The 17,698-nt window shown below is 72.4% G+C and carries 36 protein-coding genes; 31 read left to right on the forward strand and 5 right to left on the reverse strand.

The genetic code is table 11. The annotated features are described in order from the left end of the window. Positions 1-398: hypothetical protein (locus tag ACFOWE_RS31200; protein WP_377294204.1), on the reverse strand; the 398-nt coding region annotated here is incomplete at its 3' end. A 581-nt stretch (positions 399-979) separates the two neighbouring features. Here ACFOWE_RS31200 and ACFOWE_RS31205 point away from each other — a divergent pair. Further along, on the forward strand, positions 980-1,450 hold the full coding sequence (locus ACFOWE_RS31205; protein WP_377294206.1) for a CocE/NonD family hydrolase: 471 nt from the start codon (positions 980-982) through the stop codon (positions 1,448-1,450). Positions 1,451-1,462: 12 nt separating this feature from the next. Here the strand turns inward: ACFOWE_RS31205 and ACFOWE_RS31210 are convergent, their stop codons facing one another. Both ACFOWE_RS31210 and ACFOWE_RS31215 read right to left on the reverse strand, forming a co-directional pair. Beyond that, a complete protein-coding gene (locus tag ACFOWE_RS31210; RefSeq protein ID WP_377294208.1) occupies positions 1,463-2,764 on the reverse strand; it encodes a tyrosine-type recombinase/integrase in 1,302 nt (433 codons plus the stop codon). Then, positions 2,764-3,450 (reverse strand): helix-turn-helix transcriptional regulator, encoded by a 687-nt coding sequence (locus ACFOWE_RS31215; RefSeq protein WP_377294210.1) that lies wholly within the window; start codon positions 3,448-3,450, stop codon positions 2,764-2,766. The genes ACFOWE_RS31210 and ACFOWE_RS31215 overlap by 1 nt, the downstream gene beginning before the upstream one ends. A gap of 258 nt (positions 3,451-3,708) precedes the next feature. On the opposite strand from ACFOWE_RS31215, the gene ACFOWE_RS31220 reads away from it, so the two are divergent. After that, positions 3,709-3,897 carry a helix-turn-helix transcriptional regulator gene (locus ACFOWE_RS31220; RefSeq protein WP_377294212.1) on the forward strand — a complete coding sequence of 63 codons (189 nt, stop codon included), beginning with the start codon at positions 3,709-3,711 and terminating at the stop codon, positions 3,895-3,897. A gap of 52 nt (positions 3,898-3,949) precedes the next feature. Here the strand turns inward: ACFOWE_RS31220 and ACFOWE_RS31225 are convergent, their stop codons facing one another. Continuing rightward, positions 3,950-5,095 carry a hypothetical protein gene (locus tag ACFOWE_RS31225; protein WP_377294213.1) on the reverse strand — a complete coding sequence of 382 codons (1,146 nt, stop codon included), beginning with the start codon at positions 5,093-5,095 and terminating at the stop codon, positions 3,950-3,952. Between the two features lie 142 nt (positions 5,096-5,237). Continuing rightward, positions 5,238-5,714 (reverse strand): helix-turn-helix domain-containing protein, encoded by a 477-nt coding sequence (locus tag ACFOWE_RS31230; protein WP_377294215.1) that lies wholly within the window; start codon positions 5,712-5,714, stop codon positions 5,238-5,240. A gap of 214 nt (positions 5,715-5,928) precedes the next feature. Between ACFOWE_RS31230 and ACFOWE_RS31235 the strand changes: the two genes are divergently transcribed. The 29 genes from ACFOWE_RS31235 (at position 5,929) to ACFOWE_RS31375 (ending at position 17,519) form a co-directional block, all read left to right on the forward strand. Next, positions 5,929-6,183 carry a hypothetical protein gene (locus tag ACFOWE_RS31235; protein ID WP_377294217.1) on the forward strand — a complete coding sequence of 85 codons (255 nt, stop codon included), beginning with the start codon at positions 5,929-5,931 and terminating at the stop codon, positions 6,181-6,183. Next, the gene (locus ACFOWE_RS31240; RefSeq protein WP_377294219.1) at positions 6,180-6,461 is read left to right on the forward strand and encodes a hypothetical protein; all 282 of its coding nucleotides are present in this window, start codon (positions 6,180-6,182) and stop codon (positions 6,459-6,461) included. The genes ACFOWE_RS31235 and ACFOWE_RS31240 overlap by 4 nt, the downstream gene beginning before the upstream one ends. A gap of 76 nt (positions 6,462-6,537) precedes the next feature. Then, positions 6,538-6,978 (forward strand): hypothetical protein, encoded by a 441-nt coding sequence (locus ACFOWE_RS31245; RefSeq protein ID WP_377294221.1) that lies wholly within the window; start codon positions 6,538-6,540, stop codon positions 6,976-6,978. Next, the gene (locus ACFOWE_RS31250; RefSeq protein WP_377294223.1) at positions 6,975-7,400 is read left to right on the forward strand and encodes a hypothetical protein; all 426 of its coding nucleotides are present in this window, start codon (positions 6,975-6,977) and stop codon (positions 7,398-7,400) included. Before ACFOWE_RS31245 ends, ACFOWE_RS31250 begins: the two co-directional genes overlap by 4 nt. Next, positions 7,397-7,894, forward strand: coding sequence for a hypothetical protein (locus tag ACFOWE_RS31255; protein WP_377294224.1), 498 nt, complete (start codon positions 7,397-7,399; stop codon positions 7,892-7,894). Before ACFOWE_RS31250 ends, ACFOWE_RS31255 begins: the two co-directional genes overlap by 4 nt. Beyond that, positions 7,894-8,109 carry a hypothetical protein gene (locus ACFOWE_RS31260; RefSeq protein ID WP_377294225.1) on the forward strand — a complete coding sequence of 72 codons (216 nt, stop codon included), beginning with the start codon at positions 7,894-7,896 and terminating at the stop codon, positions 8,107-8,109. Before ACFOWE_RS31255 ends, ACFOWE_RS31260 begins: the two co-directional genes overlap by 1 nt. Further along, positions 8,099-8,422, forward strand: a complete 324-nt coding sequence (locus ACFOWE_RS31265) for a hypothetical protein (protein WP_377294226.1) — start codon at positions 8,099-8,101, stop codon at positions 8,420-8,422. Before ACFOWE_RS31260 ends, ACFOWE_RS31265 begins: the two co-directional genes overlap by 11 nt. A 76-nt stretch (positions 8,423-8,498) precedes the next feature. Then, entirely contained in the window at positions 8,499-8,804 is a 306-nt protein-coding gene (locus ACFOWE_RS31270; protein ID WP_377294228.1) for a hypothetical protein, read from the forward strand. Continuing rightward, positions 8,804-9,022 (forward strand): hypothetical protein, encoded by a 219-nt coding sequence (locus ACFOWE_RS31275; RefSeq protein ID WP_377294230.1) that lies wholly within the window; start codon positions 8,804-8,806, stop codon positions 9,020-9,022. The genes ACFOWE_RS31270 and ACFOWE_RS31275 overlap by 1 nt, the downstream gene beginning before the upstream one ends. Further along, positions 9,019-9,438: a hypothetical protein gene (locus ACFOWE_RS31280; RefSeq protein WP_377294231.1), complete on the forward strand. Its 420-nt coding sequence runs from the start codon at positions 9,019-9,021 to the stop codon at positions 9,436-9,438. The genes ACFOWE_RS31275 and ACFOWE_RS31280 overlap by 4 nt, the downstream gene beginning before the upstream one ends. Continuing rightward, on the forward strand, positions 9,435-9,815 hold the full coding sequence (locus tag ACFOWE_RS31285) for a hypothetical protein (protein WP_377294233.1): 381 nt from the start codon (positions 9,435-9,437) through the stop codon (positions 9,813-9,815). The genes ACFOWE_RS31280 and ACFOWE_RS31285 overlap by 4 nt, the downstream gene beginning before the upstream one ends. Next, on the forward strand, positions 9,812-10,567 hold the full coding sequence (locus ACFOWE_RS31290) for a hypothetical protein (RefSeq protein WP_377294235.1): 756 nt from the start codon (positions 9,812-9,814) through the stop codon (positions 10,565-10,567). Before ACFOWE_RS31285 ends, ACFOWE_RS31290 begins: the two co-directional genes overlap by 4 nt. Positions 10,568-10,617: 50 nt before the next feature. Beyond that, complete coding sequence (locus tag ACFOWE_RS31295; protein ID WP_377294237.1) at positions 10,618-11,145, forward strand: hypothetical protein; 528 nt, start codon at positions 10,618-10,620, stop codon at positions 11,143-11,145. After that, positions 11,142-11,264: a hypothetical protein gene (locus tag ACFOWE_RS31300; protein ID WP_377294239.1), complete on the forward strand. Its 123-nt coding sequence runs from the start codon at positions 11,142-11,144 to the stop codon at positions 11,262-11,264. Before ACFOWE_RS31295 ends, ACFOWE_RS31300 begins: the two co-directional genes overlap by 4 nt. Positions 11,265-11,400: 136 nt before the next feature. After that, positions 11,401-11,610 carry a hypothetical protein gene (locus tag ACFOWE_RS31305; protein WP_377294241.1) on the forward strand — a complete coding sequence of 70 codons (210 nt, stop codon included), beginning with the start codon at positions 11,401-11,403 and terminating at the stop codon, positions 11,608-11,610. After that, a complete protein-coding gene (locus ACFOWE_RS31310) occupies positions 11,607-11,786 on the forward strand; it encodes a hypothetical protein (protein WP_377294243.1) in 180 nt (59 codons plus the stop codon). The genes ACFOWE_RS31305 and ACFOWE_RS31310 overlap by 4 nt, the downstream gene beginning before the upstream one ends. Next, entirely contained in the window at positions 11,783-11,995 is a 213-nt protein-coding gene (locus tag ACFOWE_RS31315) for a hypothetical protein (protein ID WP_377294245.1), read from the forward strand. The genes ACFOWE_RS31310 and ACFOWE_RS31315 overlap by 4 nt, the downstream gene beginning before the upstream one ends. 1 nt (position 11,996) lies before the next feature. Next, complete coding sequence (locus ACFOWE_RS31320) at positions 11,997-12,491, forward strand: hypothetical protein (RefSeq protein WP_377294247.1); 495 nt, start codon at positions 11,997-11,999, stop codon at positions 12,489-12,491. Beyond that, positions 12,488-12,985, forward strand: coding sequence for a hypothetical protein (locus tag ACFOWE_RS31325; RefSeq protein ID WP_377294249.1), 498 nt, complete (start codon positions 12,488-12,490; stop codon positions 12,983-12,985). Before ACFOWE_RS31320 ends, ACFOWE_RS31325 begins: the two co-directional genes overlap by 4 nt. Further along, positions 12,978-13,199 (forward strand): hypothetical protein, encoded by a 222-nt coding sequence (locus ACFOWE_RS31330; protein ID WP_377294251.1) that lies wholly within the window; start codon positions 12,978-12,980, stop codon positions 13,197-13,199. The genes ACFOWE_RS31325 and ACFOWE_RS31330 overlap by 8 nt, the downstream gene beginning before the upstream one ends. A gap of 134 nt (positions 13,200-13,333) precedes the next feature. Then, positions 13,334-13,627: a hypothetical protein gene (locus ACFOWE_RS31335; RefSeq protein ID WP_377294253.1), complete on the forward strand. Its 294-nt coding sequence runs from the start codon at positions 13,334-13,336 to the stop codon at positions 13,625-13,627. After that, on the forward strand, positions 13,620-13,973 hold the full coding sequence (locus ACFOWE_RS31340; RefSeq protein WP_377294255.1) for a hypothetical protein: 354 nt from the start codon (positions 13,620-13,622) through the stop codon (positions 13,971-13,973). The genes ACFOWE_RS31335 and ACFOWE_RS31340 overlap by 8 nt, the downstream gene beginning before the upstream one ends. After that, positions 13,970-14,290 carry a hypothetical protein gene (locus ACFOWE_RS31345; RefSeq protein WP_377294257.1) on the forward strand — a complete coding sequence of 107 codons (321 nt, stop codon included), beginning with the start codon at positions 13,970-13,972 and terminating at the stop codon, positions 14,288-14,290. The genes ACFOWE_RS31340 and ACFOWE_RS31345 overlap by 4 nt, the downstream gene beginning before the upstream one ends. After that, positions 14,287-14,898, forward strand: a complete 612-nt coding sequence (locus ACFOWE_RS31350; RefSeq protein WP_377294259.1) for a winged helix-turn-helix domain-containing protein — start codon at positions 14,287-14,289, stop codon at positions 14,896-14,898. Before ACFOWE_RS31345 ends, ACFOWE_RS31350 begins: the two co-directional genes overlap by 4 nt. Positions 14,899-14,966: 68 nt before the next feature. Continuing rightward, complete coding sequence (locus tag ACFOWE_RS31355) at positions 14,967-16,130, forward strand: hypothetical protein (RefSeq protein ID WP_377294261.1); 1,164 nt, start codon at positions 14,967-14,969, stop codon at positions 16,128-16,130. Further along, entirely contained in the window at positions 16,127-16,498 is a 372-nt protein-coding gene (locus ACFOWE_RS31360) for a hypothetical protein (RefSeq protein ID WP_377294263.1), read from the forward strand. Before ACFOWE_RS31355 ends, ACFOWE_RS31360 begins: the two co-directional genes overlap by 4 nt. Before the next feature lie 49 nt (positions 16,499-16,547). Further along, the gene (locus tag ACFOWE_RS31365; protein ID WP_377294265.1) at positions 16,548-16,775 is read left to right on the forward strand and encodes a hypothetical protein; all 228 of its coding nucleotides are present in this window, start codon (positions 16,548-16,550) and stop codon (positions 16,773-16,775) included. Further along, on the forward strand, positions 16,772-17,092 hold the full coding sequence (locus ACFOWE_RS31370) for a hypothetical protein (protein ID WP_377294267.1): 321 nt from the start codon (positions 16,772-16,774) through the stop codon (positions 17,090-17,092). The genes ACFOWE_RS31365 and ACFOWE_RS31370 overlap by 4 nt, the downstream gene beginning before the upstream one ends. Further along, positions 17,073-17,519 (forward strand): hypothetical protein, encoded by a 447-nt coding sequence (locus ACFOWE_RS31375; protein WP_377294269.1) that lies wholly within the window; start codon positions 17,073-17,075, stop codon positions 17,517-17,519. The genes ACFOWE_RS31370 and ACFOWE_RS31375 overlap by 20 nt, the downstream gene beginning before the upstream one ends. Positions 17,520-17,698 lie beyond the last annotated feature (179 nt).

Raw genomic sequence — 17,698 nt, forward strand, 5'->3', positions numbered from 1 at the left:
CGCCACCACCGGCCTTCGTTCCTGAGATCGGCCTGGAGCCCGGGAGCGCCGGGCCTCTGCAAGCCGGCTTCGGCGGTGGTCTCCAGTACGGCGCGCAGCTGCACGCACCGGGCGTGGATCATCCTCGGCAGCCGCTCACGCATGGACGCGGGCATCCGCAGATCCAACGGGTTCTCGCCGGCGGCGTAGATCGTGGTGAGCCCGTTGCGCAGGCCGGCCGACATCTGCTCGCGCTGCTGGTCGCGCAGCTGCCGCCGTGGGCCCAGGTCGATCGGCCGCGAGCCGCCACAGGACCTGATGCGGTGCCGGAGACCGGGGCAGGTGCGGGCCGGCGCGATGCCGTGTGGCGTGATCCGGACCGCCCCGCGCCGGCACCGCGGCCAGCGGGCGCAGATCACCGCTGAGCACCACTCCGCAGGGGGCGCAGGCGAACACCGTCATCAGTGGTCACCGGGTGCCGCCGAAGGCCGGCGCCTCCCGGGCGAGCACCGTCCAGGACGGCTCGCGGTCCGGGTCCAGGCTGAACCACACCACGCACGGCGCCGGCAATCGGCTGACAGGCGAGGAGTTCGAGCTCGCGGCGCGTATCGACCGCATCGCCGGGGGACACGGGGCCAAGCCGGTGCATTGAGCGCGGAGGGTCGTCCGCCGCCATGGGGACGATCATCTCCCACCGTCCGGGGCCGATCGCCGACGACCCGCTGGAGGAAGCATCGACCGGGCTCGGGACCAGGGAACGCACGTAGCCGCCGACACGCACGCGGGCCCCACCCGGGGAGGGCGGGAGGGGCCCTTCAGCAGAGCGGTACGGCACCCGCCGCGCAAGCAGCCCACCGTGCCGGAACACGCTGCGCTGTGACCGGCAGGGTCCCGGATGGCGCGGATTCGTTACATTCCGGATCTTGCCAGGGAAGATCGCAAGGGCGGACATTGACACAAGTTGTCAATCTTCATCGACCCCACAAGGGAGCCCCCCTCGATGAACCGCTGGAAGACGCTCCTGCTCACCCTGGCGCTGGCCGTACCCCTCGGCGCCCCGCCGGCGGCGGCCGAGCCCCAGGCCCCGCCCCCGCCGGCGCCGATCGTGGACGACGAGACCCAGCCCGTGCACTCGCGCGCCGACGCCCTGACCGAGACCGTGTTCGTGGAGGTCGCCGGGACCGACAGCGACGCCGACGGCCGCCCCGACCGGGTCGCCGTGGACATCATGCGCCCGGCGGCGACCGCCGCCGGACTGAAGGTGCCGGTCATCATGGAGGCCAGTCCGTACTACGCCGGCGGCAACGACGTGGCCAACCACGTCGTCGACCTCGACGGCTCCGACCCGGCCGGCATGGAGTACCGCCGCAACAAGTTCCGCGACCTGCGCGAGCAGATGTTCGGTGAGGAAGAGCGCGCCGGGGCCCGCTCCGCCGTCGCGCCGCCCTTCCCCGGCTACTACGACAACTAGTCGGCCCACACATCATCTGACCTGCGCAAGAGCATGATCGTTAGAGGTTTGGGCCGTCTGTGGGCCGTCAGGACCGGATGCAGGCCCCAGTGCAGCGTCGATGATCCGCCTCATCCGCTGCTCGGAGGACGGCATCAGATGCACGTACGTCGTCAGAGTGAACGCGGCGCTGTGATGCCCGAGCCATTCGGAGACGGCCTGGATCGACTCGCCGTCGGTCAGCAGCGTGGAAGCGAATCGATGCCGCAGCGCATGCATCCCGTTCTCCCGCATCCGCGGGATGCCAGCGGCCTGTAGCCCTTTGTGCCACATCCGGTTGGCGAAGTGGGCGTCCAGGGCGCCGCCGTAGATCCTGTCCGGCTCGCTGAAGAACAGGCGGACGGTGGTGGGCTCCCCATCGGTCGCCCGCCAGGGCAAGGTCACCTCCATCGGGGGGAAACGGTCCAACTGCTCAGACAGGATGGCCTGCACGCTGCTGGCGAGCGGGATCTCACGGAGCTTGCGGCCCTTCGGTGGCGCGAACAGCAGCTGCCATTTCCCATCGGGCCCTTTCACGGACTTGACTTGCCGCTTGACATGGACAACGCCGCGCTCCCAGTCGATGTCGTCGGGGCTGAGGCCGAAGATCTCGCCCTGCCGCAGGCCCAAGCCGGCGCCGACCGGGACCATCGCCTGGTACGGCGGTGGAAGCACGCTGGTCATGTCGCGTACCTGCTCGGCCGTCCACGGGACGAGTTTCTTCTTGGTGGCTTTCGGCAGGACGACTGTTGAGGCCTTCGTCGGGTTCTTGGTGATCAGGTTGTCGTCGATCGCGACAGAGAAGACAAGCCCGACGTGGGACATGAGTACCTGGATGTAGTTGGGCGTGAGCTTGTCCTCCAGCGTCTTGACGAGCTGCTGGATCATGCTGGGGCGCTGCGCGAGCCTGCCTATCTCCACCGATCCGATGACCGGGTAGACGTGGTTGGCCATGCGCCGTCGCATCGCGTCTCGGGTCTTCGGATCGAGTGTGCGGTGTTCGAAGACGTCCTCGGCCAGTTTCTGGAAGGTGACCTTTCCGGCGCTGGGGTCGATGTACGTGCCGCGCAGCACGTCGGCCTCGACCTCGGTTTCGAAGCGCTCGGCGTCGACCTTCTTGGCGAAGGACTTGTTGCGCTCATTGCCGTCCGGGTCGAGATAGCGCACCCGCCAGCGCTTGCCCTTGCCGTACCGCTCCGGGTCTCTCTCCAGGACTGGCTTGCCCTTGGCGTCGAACATGAACTTGCCGTCCGGGCCGCGCTTGCGGCGCATCCACCGGTCGTCGATGTGCGCCATCAGTCGGAGGTCTCGTCGTCGGGGACATGCTCGTACAGGTCGTCGGTGTCGGCCAGGGCCAGCAAATGAGCGTCGCCGAACGCGTCACGCCAGCTGTACAGCAGGCTGAGAACATCGGGAGCGGTCGGCAGGAGCGCCGGATCGTTGTCGAGGTAGGGAGGGAGAGTTTGGCCGCCGAGGTCGGTGAGACGCCGCCACAGCTCCAGGAACGCCTCATAGGTGGTGAGTGCCTTCATCGCCCAGGCCATGCCCCACCGGGTGACCGGGTCCAGGTCGGTGGCGGCGGTGGCTCCGGGGGGTAGGCGTCCGGCGAGGACGCGGGTGAAGGCTTCGACGTCACTGATCCATGCGGCGAGGGTGTCGCTGAGGTCTGCGGCGTGAGTGGTGGAGCGGGCACGGAGACGGTCGATGCCGTAGCGGATTTCGCGGTCGGTGAGGGAGAGGGCAGACGACATCGTCTCCACGTCGACGTCGAAGATCGATGCGATGAGGTGAGCTTCGTTGAGCCGTACCGGGCGCTCGCCGATCTCGATCCGCTGGACGGTCTGCTGGTGGAAGGCCAGCCCGAACTTCTTCAACTCCCGGGCTAAGTCGGACTGCGTCATTTTGCGGGCCTCGCGCAGCAGGCGCATCTGCTGGATGAAGTTCGCTTCCCACCGTGTGTGCGGGTTCGGCTGTTCGTCCACGGGCCGCACGATATCGCGCATGAGCGTTGACGTTGCGTGGTTATGGCTGGCTGTGTTAAACAATATTTTGCTTAAACACATCATCAGACCGTTGTCGGGTTGGCAACGTTCCTGGTGAGGCGGCCAGAAAGCAACCTTGGCCCTGGAGCCCGCCGCCCGCCTCCTGATCCCCGATCCAGTTGAGGACAAGTCGCTGTGAGCCCTACCCGAGCTACGTCCCGCGGTGCTGGCGGCCGCCGGCCAGCTGACGACACGCTCATGACCCTGCCGGAGATCGCCGCTTACACGCGGCGCAGCGAGCAGACCCTGCGATGGCTGCGGCATCGGGGCGGTGACGACGCGCCGCCGCTGTGGCGGCAGGGCCGCCCGCTGGTCGCATGGAAGAGTGAGATCAATGCCTGGCTGGACGCTCAGCGGGCCAAGGACGAGCTCGCTCAGTTGGCGTAGGAAAGCCAAGCGCCTCCGCCCAGGTCGTTCGAGAGCGGAGGCGCTTTCGCGTCTACAGGCAGATGTCGGCGCCGAGGATCGGCAGGTCGACGTCCACTTGGGCCAGGTGGCACGTTTTCGCCGGTGAGGGCTGCGCGGGTGGCGGAGACGTCGGCTCCGGCTTCGGGGGCGTTGGGGCCGGTTTCGAGGGCGGGTCCGTCGCTGCTGCGGGCGGAGCGACGGTCGCTGATCGAGGCGGCCGTGATGCGCCGGGCCCGGGGTCTCCCGTCGCCGGGTTCTGGGACAGCCGCGGATCCGATGGCCAGGCCGCCGAGTCGTCCTTGTCCCGCGGCCGCGGGCTGGCTGGCCGCGACGGCCTGGCCGTCGGATCTGAGGAGGGGGGTGGCGCGGAGTGTCGCCCCGGCGGGTCGGAGGAGGGCGGCTTCCCCGAATCGGAGGGCGCCGACCGGGAGGGCGGCGATGCGGCGGAGCCGTCGCCTGTGGGCCTCGCGGAAGGCGGCGGGGCGGTCGGGGCGGCTGGCTCTGTCTCCGCAAGCGCGGGTTCGGGTCGCATCTGCGTCAGCGGCGAGTCGGGAGGTGAGCCGACATACGCCCCGAAGACTAACGCGGTGGCGACGGTGATCGGCAGGACGGCGGTGATGGCGGTGATGGTGCGGCGAGGGCTGCGGCGCAGCCGGTCCCACGCCACGGCGACGGGCAGCGGTAGCAGAGTGCCGTGGCGGAGGGCGTCGATCGCCATGCGGGCGGCCTGGCGGGATTGCTCGGTGTTGACGACCAGCGCCGACAGGGTGGAGGTGGTGACCTCCAGCGCGGCGATGGCCTGGTCCATCGGCCGCAGTTGCCGGCCGTCGGCGAGGCGGCCTGCGACGGTGGCGGTGATATCGGCCCAGGCGACGGTCTCACGCTGGGCGTCGGCGCGGCCGAGAGGGTGAACGATCACGCGGACGGGGTGGCCGCTGACGTTCACGTCGGCCGTCTGGATTGTTCCCTCGGGGGCGCGCATCGCGTGGCACAGCTCGATGGGGACAGCATGCAAGGAGACCGCCGCGGTCAAGGCCCGTTCGAGTTCGGCGACCTGGCGGCGAAGCTCGAGTAACTGCGTCAGGTCGGTGATGGGTTTAGCGTCGGCTGCGGCTGCTTGAATCTGCAGCCGGACGGTGGACAACAGGTCGTGCAGAGTCTGTCTGTCACTTGGCATAGGCACCTCGGCGGGCGCGGGCGGTAAGGGGCTTCCCCTTCGGTCAAAGGCCTACGGTGCCGTATTGCTACTCAGCAATAAGTATTTATTGCTATATGTGATCAGATGGTTACCGTCGGGATGTGGTGGGTGATGACGGCCGTCACACTGCTCGGCGGTTCATTCTCGCCGCGCTCGCCCCGCCGCTCTGCGGCTGGTCGGAGGCTCGCTTGACCGCCAGGTACAGCTGGATGAGCATGCCGCGCTGCTCGTCGCTGAGGTTCTCGTCCGGGGTGTCCCATAGGTGCTGCAGGATCGGGTCGTCGTAGCGGGGTGGCGGCGTCTCGGCGGCCTGGGCCGGGTCGGGCGCGGTCGTGCCGGCCCGGATGGGCAGTTCGTCGGGGTCGGCGACGCCGGCGAAGATCATGACCTCGCCGAGCGAGTAGCCGAGTGCTTCGGCGATGCGGCGCAGGCCCTCGATCTCCAGGCTGCGGCCTTCGTTGAGGACTCGGTTGATGCTGGAGACGTTCAGTCCTGACTCGCGAGCGAAGCGGGACTGGCCGCCGCGCTGAAGGTTGTACCCGCGCTTGCGGAGTTCCTCGGCAAGCCAAGATCCAAGCTGACCTGGTGTTTTGCCCATGAGCAAAGATGATACCGGGCGGCGTTGCTTCCTGGCACTGGCTTGCTAGGGAGCAAAAACAGTCCGTTTTGCGAAGTTGCAGATAAATCCCATTGCGAGGCAGAAAAACCTCGCTCTTTTCATTGCTACTCAGCACAGCAAAGGTCTAGTGTTCCTTTGCGCCACAGCACAACTGTGCGGTGCAGCACGACTCCCGTGGAACGGAGACCCCTTCATGACGCATCGCGTCACCCTCAACGCCGCCGAGTTCAAACGCCGGGCCCACGCGCTCGGCCTGTTCACCAAAAGCGAGCAGGCCGCCGCCGTCGGCGTCCACAACTCGATCCACAGCCGCGCCCTGCGAGGCGAACGCGAACTGAACGTCAACTACGTGATCAACGTCCTACTGCTCCTCGGAGACGCCCACGTGCGCGGCTTCATCCGCGAACTGTTCGTGATCGCCGACGACAACGAAAAGGCCGCCTCATGACCGCATCCGCCAGCCGCAGCGACCGGGCCCGCCGCGCCGCCCGCGCCCGCTGGAACAACGACCCCGGCCGGGCCACCGCCGTCACGCCCGTCCGTGCCCGCGCCGCCTCACCCGCCGAAATGCCGTACTGGCTCAAGCGGGTCGACCCCGACGGACGGCTCCCGCACGACGAGCGCGTCCGGCGGGCCGTGAACGCCAGGACCGACTACTACGCGCACATCCTGCAGCGCGCCCGCGCCGCCCAGCACGAGCAGGGCGCCCGGCACGAGCAGGCCTGACACGCCTGCGGGCCCACCCGATGCGACCGGATGGACCCGCTGACCCCGACATCCCGCCTACCGAAGGGACCGGATCGTGACCATCATCTCGCAGCCGCCGCACACGCTGCATCGCGGCGTCCGCGCCGCAGACCTCGACCGCTTCGACGCGCACCGCGCCGAGCCGATGCCCGCCCTCGACGCGGTCCTGGCCTACGCCGACGCCTACCGGCAGCTGGCCGGCTTCCTGCAGGAGCGCCCCGACATCGCCGAGCGGGCCGTCGTCTCCGACAGCGGCACGGTGCTGATGCCCGCCATCCCCGCCGAAGACCCGGCCGCCGTCATCGCCGGGTACGCCCGCGCCGCCCGCGCCGCGGGCGCCCGCCTGGAGCCGTTCGTGCGGGAGAGCTACGCCGGCATCCGCTGCTGCTGGTGGTTGGTCGGTATCGAGTTCTACGCCGCCACGAAGCAGGTGTGCCGCCAGATCGTCACTGGCGGCGAGACCCGCTACGAGCTGGCCGCCGAGGTGACCCCGTGAGCGGCGCCTCCCACCCGCCCGCTGAGGCCGGCGTCGCCGCCTTCGTGATCGCCCGTCCCGCCGGGGACGAGGTCGCCGTCGTCTACGTCCCGGCGGGCGCGGCGGTGCGCGTGCACCACCCGGACGGGCAGACCCGCGACTACATGCCGAACCTGCCGCAGGCGGCGACGTACGCCGCGATCCCGGGCGACGGGCAGGCGATCGGCTGGGGCGCGGTGCCGTGCTGGCACCCCACCGTGCGCAGCCTCCGCAACCAGCGCCACCCGCTCGACCGGGCCGCCTGGCACGCCGCCGCCCGCGCCGTCGGCGACGGCGTCGTCTACGTCCGCTACGCCCGCCGCGAGCACCACGGCCGAACCCGGTGGACCGCCATCGGCCACCGCCCCCACCTCCCCGCTCAGCAGATCGGAGCCTGCGCGTGAGCACTCCCCAGATCGTGACCGTCCCCGAGGTCGGCGCGAAGATCGACATCGAGATCAAGGGTGCGACCGTCACCGGTGTCAACGGCGGCACGATCACCGCCGAGTACGTCATGGCCGGTTACGACGACGAAGACCTCACCGGCACGGTGATGGTCGAGCTGTACGCCGACGCGGTCACTGTCACCGACGTCGCCCCGCCGTACTGGCCGCCGCAGCCCGGCGACGTGTGGCGCGGCCCCGAGCTGCCCCCCGACCCCTTCCCTCCTGCGTTCGTCAACGTCTGGTTCGCGCGCCACTGGGTCGACACCGACGAGGGCAAGGAAGGCCTCGCCCTGGTGCCCGCCGTCGGCGACACCTCCTACGTGGAGACCAATCCGGAGAAGGTCCGCAAGATTTTCGGGCCGCTGTGCCTGGTCCACCGCGCCACCACCTCCGGACAGAACGGAGCCGAGGCCGGCGAGGACGCTCGGCCCGCGGACGGCGGTGAGCGGTGATGGTGTTCGCCGACGCCTGCGGCGGCTCCACCATCCAGCTCGCCGACCACGACGACGGCTGGCTGCGCCCGGTGCGGCTGCTGGAAGACCCGGCCCCCTGCCACCGCGGATGCCGCTGCTGCCCGGCCGTCACCGCCGACGGCCAGGCCACGGTCGTCCACGCGGCCGACGACCGCCCGATCCGCCTCTCCGAGGAGACGCCCGGTGCCTCGTAGTTTCCGGGATGCCCTGCTGGCGTGCGCTGAACCCGTCCGGCGCCTCCGGGCCCGCAAGAGCGCCCGGGCCCGCGCGCCCCGCCCCGGCCCCGACGCGTGGTTCGCGCACCTCAGCGGAGAGCTGTGGCCGAACGAGGAGTGGGTGCGCGTCGCGGTCTGCAACCGCCCCGAACGGGACGCCTACGGCAGCGAGGCGCTCGCCCGCGCCGCGATCACCGGCCGGGGCCAGCGCGCCATCCGCTGCCGGTGCGGGTGCGGGCTGTGGCACATCCGCCTCGCCCTGCCCCGCCGGATACCGCGCCCGCTGCCCTGACCTTCGCGGGGCCGCCGTACGGCCCGCGCCCGCTGTACGGCGGCCCCGCCCATCTCGCACACCCCATGGAGGGGCCATGAACACCGCGACCACCCAGAAGACCGTCGCCGAGTACGTCGTGCTCAGCGAGCACGTCCTGAACCGCGACCGCAGCAGCATCGACCTGCTGTGCCAGCAGATCACCGCCGCGCAGTCCGCGCTCCTGGCCGCCAGCGACCTGCTGAACAGCCTGTCGGTCGGCACCGAGGACGGCGCCCTCGCCCGGCTCGACCACGCCGACGCCGTCCACGAACTCCTCACGGCCCGGCGGGCGCTGCGCCACCTGACGCGCCTCGTCGACGCCCACGCCGACGTCCTCGACGACATGACCGGGCAGGCGTGATGGCCGCCGCGACCCGCGACGGCATCGCCCGGCTGCTGCCGGACGACCCGCCCGGCGCGACCTTGGGCGCCGTCTACCAGGCCGCCGGGACCGCCTGGCCCGGTATCACCCTCGGCCCCGTCCGGGCCGTCCTGCACGCGCTCGTCGCCGACGGCCGGGCCGTGCGGACCGGCGGCGCGGCGGAGCCCCACCGCTACCACCTTTCGGAGGCCCGATGATCCGCATCACCACCAGCGTGGACCCGGCCGGCGACGGGACCGCCCGCGTCACCGTCCACGCCGGACAGCGCCAGGCGGGGCCCGCACCGTGCGGGGTCCTGACGATGGGTGAGGCCGAAGCCGCCGAGCTGGCCGCCCGCGTCCGCGCCGGCGACATCGAAGTGGAGATCACGCAGGCTGTCGCCGCGCACGTGCTGTGGCACTACGGCCTGCCGGGCGGCATGGAGCCGGGCAGCTTCACGAAGCCGTTCATCGCGGCGATCGTCGCCGCCGACCGGGAGAACACCGCCCGCCTGGCCCGCGTCTACCCGGCGCACGTCCTGGCGGTGCAGCTGGCCCGCGACGTCGAGGACGGTATCCACCTGCTGCAGGCCCTCGCCGGCCGCCTGGTCGCTGAGGGGGGTGCCGCCAGGTGACGGTGCTGCAGCCCACCCACCACCTGGAGAGGTACGGCCGCCGCCGCAACGGCGGCCGGTACGTCCACGTGGTCCGCGACGGCCGGTACGTCCCCGGCGGGGACAACGTCGCCCTGTGCGGGGCGCGACTCGGCTGGCCCGCCACCGGCGGTGACGTCCGCGCCTACCGGATGATCTGCTGGCGGTGCGAGACCGAAGAGGAGGGCCACGCGGGCGTCCGCGAGTCGTGGCTGACCCGGAACGTCCTCGGCCACGTCACCCGGGTCCGGCGGCGCCACGCCGAGCTTGAGCGGTCCGCCGCCGAGCACCTGGCCGCGCTCGCCGACGACCCCGGCCCGGAGCCCGCGGGCCGTACCGGGAGCGAGGGCCCGCGGTGAGCGGCGCAGGCTGGCACCGCGGGCCGATGCTCGCCTGGCGGGTGACGGGCACCGATCCGGAGCCGCGCGAGGCGCGGATGGTCGCAGCCGGGCTGGTGTGGATCGAGCCGGGCAAGCCGGCGCCGCTCATCCGCCGCCACCTGATCGACCCGGAGGAGGAGATCCCTGCGCCCGTCACCGCGGCGTGCGGCATCACCACCGAGCAGGTCCGCGCGCACGGCCGCCCTCCGGAGCCGGTGCTGGAGGAGATCGCGACCGCGGTGGCCGACGCGCTGGCTGCGGGCTGGCCGCTGGTCGGCGCGGGCGTCGTCTTCGAGCTCACCCTGCTGGACCGGGAGTTGCGCCGCCACCAGCTGCGCACCGTGGAGGAACGGCTCGGCCGCCCGATCGGACCCGTCATCGACGCCGACGTGCTCGACCACTACGTGGGCGCCGACCAGTTCGCGCACCGCAGTACCTGCAGCGCGTCGCAGGTCCTGCCTGGCCTGTGCTCCCGGTGGGGGGTGCGCCTCGAGCGCGGCCAGGACACCGCCGGGCAGGCGCTCGCCGCCGCCCGCGTCGCCTGGATGATCGCCCACCGGCATCCGGAGATCGCCGCCATGCCGCTGGCTGCTTTGCACGAGCTGCAGACGCGGGAGCACGCCGCCTACCAGACCGGGCGGCGCGAGTACCTCGACTGGCTGGGCCAGCCGCACGACGGCTGTGAGACGGGGTGGCCGCTGCTGATCTACCGGCCCGCCCCGATTTTCTGACCGATCCGGCCCCGGCGGCAGCGCCGGGGCCCCGCCCCGAAGGAGTCACGGTGTACGACACCACGACCGTCGACCAGCCCGCCGTGAGGCTGGAGGCGGAGTTCCGCCCCGACACCATCGAGCATCTGCGGGAGTGCATGGACCGCGCGACCGCCGCAGCCGACGACTACGCCACGAAGGGCGCCGTGGAGCGGGACGTCGCCGGACGTCACCTGGCGGCCGCCGAGAGCTTCGACGACCAGGCGGTGAAGTGCCGTCAGGCGGCCGCCGAGTGGCAGGCCCTCATCGACCTCGCCGAACAGCACCGCGCCGAACGCGCGGAGCGGGCGGAGCCGCAGGTGCCCGCCCCGGCAGCCGTACCGGCTCTGGAGCAGCCGGTGTGGCCGCCCGCCGAACCCACCCAGGTCGACGCCGGGCCGTGCCCTCGGTGCGGCGAACCGATGGTGCGCCACCCGTCCGGGCTGTTCCATTCCGCCGACGGCGGCGGGATGCCCGCGGGCGAGGACTGCCGCCGCGTCCCGCCGCTGCCGGCCACGCAGATCCTGCCGGTCCAGCCTGCCGGGGAGGCGCGGCGGTGAGTGACTGGCTGACGATCGCCGCCCTGGCGGGCGCGGTCGCGTGGGACTTCGTACGCGCCCGGCCGGCCCTGCGGGCCCGTGTAGTGGCCCGCCTGACTTTCCGGGACTGGGGTGCGTGATGCGCGTCGTCATCGCTCTCGTCATGGCCGACGGCGGGTGGGTGAGACCGGAGTGCCGCACCGGGAGCTGCTACTGGTGCGGCCGCGCCTGGCCCACGCGGAGCCTCGCCGAGCAGGGCCCGGATCGGGGGCCGCGATGAGTCTGCTCCTGCTCGTCGGCATCTCCGTCGTGCTGTTCCTGGCCCTCATCGGCGCCGCCGCCGTCGCCGTCGCCGGCTGGTTCGTCGCGCCGATCGTCCGCGACTCCTGGCGCGCCCACCGGCGGATCGCCCGCGACCGGGCGGTGCGGCGCCGCCGCGACCAGATGCGGCTGGCCGCCGGCCGGACCCGCGGGAGGCGACCGTGATCGCCACCGCCTCCGGTGTCCAGGCCGTCCCGGACGACACCGGACCGGACCGGGTCTGCCTGCCGCCTGGCAGCGGCGCGCGGCTGCTGGCGGCCGAGCTGCGCCGCGTCGACCAGGTGCCCGTCGGCGACGGCCTGACCGTGATCCGCGCCCGCATCCGGGCGGGTGCCCGGTGACGGCGCTCGTGGTGATCCTCGCCGTCTGGTCGCTGGGCGCCGCCGCGTACGCGGTGCTCGCCCACCTGCGTGACCGGCCGCACCTCGTCGTGAGCGCGGTGATCCTCGTGTCGATCGTGCTGGCGGTGCTGGCCGCTGTCGTCGCGCTGCACCAGCCCGGCCTGTGGCCGTCCGGCGCCCCCATCCCTGTCCTTGTCCGGGAGGTTTGACGTGACTTTGCGATCACCTGCGGCTCCCGGCCCGGCGGCCGAGCGGGACGACGGCCAGGCATGGCCGGAGGTGGGCAGGCTGCGTGCCGCCGCTGAACTGCTGCGCGTGAGCGTCGGCGGCGGCAGCCTGCGCCTGGCCGGCACCGACGACATCGCCTGGTGCAGCGGAGGCGATCACCCGCCCGGCACCGTGTGCGGCGCGTGCCGCGTCGTCGTGCTCGGCTCGCCGACGCTGGCCGTGGCCGTCGTGGCGACGTTCGCCGCCCGCGGCCCGGTCGCCGCGCTGCTGGAGGACGCCGCGACCCGCTTCGAGTCCGGTGTCTACCAGTGGTCCGACTGCGGTGACGGCTGCCCGCCCGGCTGTACCGGCGAGCACCCCAAACCGCTGGTGTGCGGCTACTGCGACCGCGAGTACGGGCCGCGCGGCGACTACGCGTGCGCCTGCTACATCCTGGCGCTGTCCATCGCCCGCTCCGTCGCCGGAGGGCCGCGGTGAGCATCGACGAGATCCTCGCCGTCGCCCCCACGCTCGCCCAGCTGACGGCGGGCACCTGCCGCGTTTGGCACGTGCAGCTGCCGCCCGGCCTGCCGCTGATCAACGCCAACCGGCGGATCCACCACATGCAGCGAGCGAAGCTGACCAAGGTGCTGCGCAGGGAAGGCCGGAAAGCCGTCGAACGGGCACGTGTTCCCGCGCTGGAACGCGCGCACATCTTCGGGATCTTCTGCCCGGAGGACAACGGTCATCGCGATGTCGGCAACTGGTACCCCAGCTTCAAGGGGTTCGTCGACGGCGTGGTGGACGCCGGCGTGCTGCCCGACGACGACGACACCCACCTCATCGGCCCCGACATGCGGCGCGGGCCGGTCGTGCCCGGCGGGCAGCTGCGGCTGCTCATCGTCCAGCTGCCGGACCTTACACCCGGCCCCGCCCCGGCAGGGCCGGGCCCCCACCCGATCGCTCTACCCTCTGGAGGCCGTCATGGCTGATCAGCAGCGTGTGCACCGGTGCCTGGCCGCGGGTTGCCGCGCGACGATCCCGGTGCAGCTGTTCATGTGCCGCAACGACTGGAAGCGCCTGCCGTTGGGCTTGCGCTCCGAGTTGCGGTCGGCGTACCGCCGCCGGAACGAGGACTGGGCCGCCTACGCCGCCGCCCGGGAAACCGCCAAGCAGGCGGTCGCCCGCACCCCGAGACCGGTGTGATCCACCTTCGTCCCCGCATCCACCGGCCGCGCTGGGAGGAGATCGAGACCACCGGCCGGGTCGTCACCCAGCGGTGCGCCCGATGCATGAAGACCCGCGTGCGTGTCCGCTGACCAGCCGAAAGGAAATCCCTCGTGGACAGGGTCCGTGACCTCGTCGCCGCCACCGGCCTGCCCGGCGGCACCCGCATTCTCGAAACGCTGACCGGGCTCACCTGGCATGTGCTCAACCCGCTCGCCGACGCCCAGATCGCGACGTTCGACCGGCTCGCCGAGCACGGCGACGCTGAACTCCTGGACCTGCCGGGACTGGGCAGGCGCCGTCTCGATGCGATCCGCGGTGAGCTGCGGCGGGTCGCGCGGGAGCAGGCGGCCACCCGGCGGTCGTCGGCGCCGCGGCGGGCCGGGCACGGCGGGCGCCGTGGCTGACGACCTGGTCCCGCTGTTCGACGTGCAGGCCGCGCCGCCACCCGAACCGGAGGAATCTGCGGGGGCGCGCCGGACCTGCCGGCAGGCCGAGGCGCTCGCCTGCGGCCGGCACCCGCTGACGGGGGGACGCCTGCACGCCGAGGCCGCCCCGCACGATGACCGGTCCGCGGCCGGGCGCCGGTGCGGGACCTGCCGGTGGCGGCAGCCGGTCCGCGGCGGAGCGCGCTCGTACGCGAAATGCCTGCGCGGCAACGGCACGCGGGTCACCCACGGCGCCGCCACCGACGTCCGTGCCTGGTGGCCCGCGTGTCCGGACCATTCACCCGACCCTGAGGAAGAGTCGTGAACGTTTTCTTCTGGCGCCGCCCCGTCGTGGACGGCGTCCGCCTCACCCCGGCATCCGAACGCGTCCTGCGCGTCCCGCTGACCAGCGCACCCGGCCTCACGGTCGCCGCCATCGGCTCCCGCGCCGGCGTCAAGACCAGGACCGTCTCCCGGCTTCTGGTCCGCCTGCAGGTGCGCAGCTGGGTGCTCAGCGCCTGGGAGTCGCTGCCGCCCGGTGCGGACCGGCCGCGCCGCCGCTTCTACCGGCTCACCCCGTACGGCCGGACCCGGACGCTGCGGCTGCTGGGCGCCTACGACACCCCCGGAGGGCGGCCGTGATCGACGTGATCCGCATCGACGCCGCCGCCCACCAGGTGTGGAAGGGGCAGGAGCCGCTGCGGCTGCGGCCGACCCCGTACCGGATGCTGGTGTGCCTGGCCGGCCGGGCCGGGACGGTCGTCTCCCGCGCGGAACTCGTGCGCGCCGTGTGGGGCAGCGAGGCAGGCGCCAACGCCAAGACGGTCCACGCGCAGGTCAGCCTGCTGCGGCAGGCCATCGGCGACCCCGGTGACCGGCCGGTCTACATCGTCAGCGTCACCGGGGTCGGCTACCGGTTCACCAAGGGCCTGGCCGAGATCACTGGGGCGGAGCCCGACGCCGAACAGCAGGAGGCGCTGGGCCTGGCGCAGACGCTGCACGCGGCGCTCGCGGAGCTCAACGAGCGGGTCGGTGAGCGGGCCGCTGAACTGGCCGCGCACCGGGTCGCCGCCGCCGAGGCCCGCGCCGACAGCCGGATCGCCGCGGTCGACTGGGTGGCCGCTTCCGAGGCCCGGTTCCAGCGGGACCTCGAGCGCGCCAACGGGGTGATCGAGGCGTTGCGGGAGCGGGTCCGGCAGTTGGAGGAGCGGCTCGGGTCCGGCGACGGCCAGGCGGAGGCGGCGCTGTGACCCGGCGAAGACCCGGCCCGCCCCCGCAGTAACCCCTCGTCCCTCTCCTTCCGCATCGGAGACAGACCGTGAGCGCGTCCTGCGTCGCCATCGATGACACCGCGGACCCGCCGGAGTGGGTCCGCAAGTACCTCAGCCCCGAGCAGCTGCTGCATCTCAACCCGGGCTTGCTGTGGATCCTGCTGATCTACCAGCACGACGGGTTGGAATCGTCGCGGATCAACGTGGCGCAGCGGCTGCACGTGCACACGCTCGGCAAGGTGCGCAAGGAGGCCAAGCCGTCGTTCAAGGCGCTGGCCACCGACCTGTGTCTGTCGGAGCGGACGGTGGAGCCGGCGGTTGAGGACCTGGAGCGCGACGGGTGGATCATCGTGGTCCGCGTCCGCAACAAGACCAACGTCTACCGGTTGGCGTGGCCGCTGGAGGACCCGCTGGCCGCATCGGTGAAGAAAGCCGACCAGTGCGGGGAGCTGACGTCGAAGAGCGGCATGTGCACGCGGCGGGCCGGGTGGGGGACGAACACGCCGGGCGTCGGCCCGTGCAAGCTCCACGGAGGGACACCGTCCTCCCCTGAACCGCAACCGTTGCGGTCGGAGCCTGTGGATAACTCAGAACATGAGCCGCCTTCGACCGCAACCGTTGCGGATTTGGACCGCAATGGTTGCAGCCTTGGACCGCAACCGTTGCAGCCTCGGACCGCAACGGTTGCGGACGAGTACGTTAAGAGTGCGTTAGGGAGTGCGTTAAAGAGTTCGTTGCCGCCGTCCCCGGTTCGCGCCGCAGGCGCGCTTACGCGCCGTAACGCGCGCGAGGCGCCGGCGCCTGCGGCGCAACCGGGTGATGAGTTCACGGCTCGTTCCCTCGTGGCGGCGATCGGCTCCCGCTACCGGGGCGCGCCCCCCTGGGTCCGCAGGCACCTGACCGGGCTCGTCGCCCAGGCGCTCGCGCGCGGATTCGGGCGCGACGCCGTCGTCGCCTACGCCCGCATGGTCATCGCCGAGCACGCCTTCAAAGACCACCAGCACATCCCGGAGATGCGGGAGGCGCTGCGCCGCCTCGGCCGCGACGTCGCCCTCGGCGACGCCTGCCCCGAGCACGGCGCCTGCGAGTGCACCCGCTGCGCCCCCCACGCCCCCGACCGGCCCTGGACCGACGGCGACCAGGCCGAATGGGAGGCCGCGCTCGCCCACTTCGGCGTCAGCGCCGACGACCTCGACCAGGCGACCTCATGAGCGGATACCACCGCGGCCGGTCCTGGAGCGGCCACGAACTCGAAGACGGCTGCCCGTGCCCGCAGGAGGCGTGCGGGCTCGTCGACCTGGACAAGGCCGACCCCGGCTGCGACCAGCACGGCCAGAGCCACCCGCCGCGCTCGATGCGGCAAGGCCACCCGGCTGTCGACTGCCCCGCCGGAACCGACACCGCCACCGTGCTGCGCCTGGCCCGCGACGCCCTCAAGCACGGCGAGCACTCCTGCCGCTACCACGGCGCCGCGCCCCCGCCCGGCATGTGCGGCCGTCCCGGCTGCGACTCGTGCCGGCAGCCGATTCGCGTCCGCAAGGCGCTGAACGCCTTCCTCGCCGCAGGGATCGACCCGTGACCCCGCCCCCGCTGACCGCCCGGCCCCTGATCGAAGCACGGAGGACCCGATGAGTCCCGACCCCGACATTCAGGCCGCCTGGGACGACGCGGAGAAGACGCTCGCCGACAGCTTGCGCCCCTACGTGCAAGACCACCTGGTGCCCAGGTTGGCCCGCGAGTTCATCGGCTATCTGAGCGCCGAGGCATGGCGGCCGCCGCTGCGGCGGCTGCCCGACATGATCCGCGCCGACCGGCGGCGGCGCGCCCTTGACGGCGGCGACGGAGACCAGCCGTGAGCCGCGTCATCACCTGCACGTGCGGCTGCGACCGCACCGGTGAGCTCGGCGTGCGGACGTGGATCCGGCCGTGCGCGATGCGCTGGCGCAACGCCGGGCGCCCCGAGACCGGGCCGCCGCCGCCGAGCCGTACCTACCCGGCCGGGCGGCCCGCTGACCGCCGCGACGCCTACGCCGCCCACCGCGACGCGGGCGACACCCCCGAGCAGGCGGCGCGGCGGCTGGGCGTCAGCCGCGCCACCCGCACCCGCTACGAAGCCCGCTACCAGCAGACGCTCCGCGACCAAGGAGGCAGCGATGTCCCCGAACGGCCCTGACCGGCAGGCCGAGCTGATCACGGCCGCGCTCGCCGCCGCGGTCGACGGCGACGGGCAGGCCGTCGACGCCTGCATGAGCGCCCTGGCCGGCCACGGCTGGCCCGCCCTGTACGGGGCGACGGTCTGCTTCGGCCAGGCCGTGCACCGCATCGCCGGACTGGCCGATGGGGAGGACCTCCTGGCCCTGGTGCTGGCCGACACCGGCGGCGGGCCGCCGGGCCTGGACGGGTGCGGCCTTCCGGAACCGTCGGCCACAGCGCTGCAGATCTTCACCGCGTGGGGGAGCGGCGACCCGGACGCGGCCCGCCGCCTCTACGACGACGCGGTCCAGCGCGGCTGCGGGCACGAAGTGACGGCGGCTGCGCTGACGCTGGCCGCCGCGCTCATCGGCCGGGTCGCGCAGCGGCAGGCAGCAGGGACGGAGTGATGGCGCGCGTGAAGCAGCAGCGGCGGCGGAGGCTGGCCGTCCGCGCCGTGGCCGTCGACCAGCCGGGTCTGTGGCAGCTCGATCCGGTATCCGCCGTAGTGCGGGAACGTCCGCGTTGTGGACCTAGGAGACTGCTGAAGATGTAGGGGTCTGACCTCGCCGCCAACAGCGGCGGGGTC

Source organism: Planomonospora corallina (assembly GCF_042650625.1).
GTDB classification, from domain to species: Bacteria; Actinomycetota; Actinomycetes; order Streptosporangiales; family Streptosporangiaceae; genus Planomonospora_B; species Planomonospora_B corallina.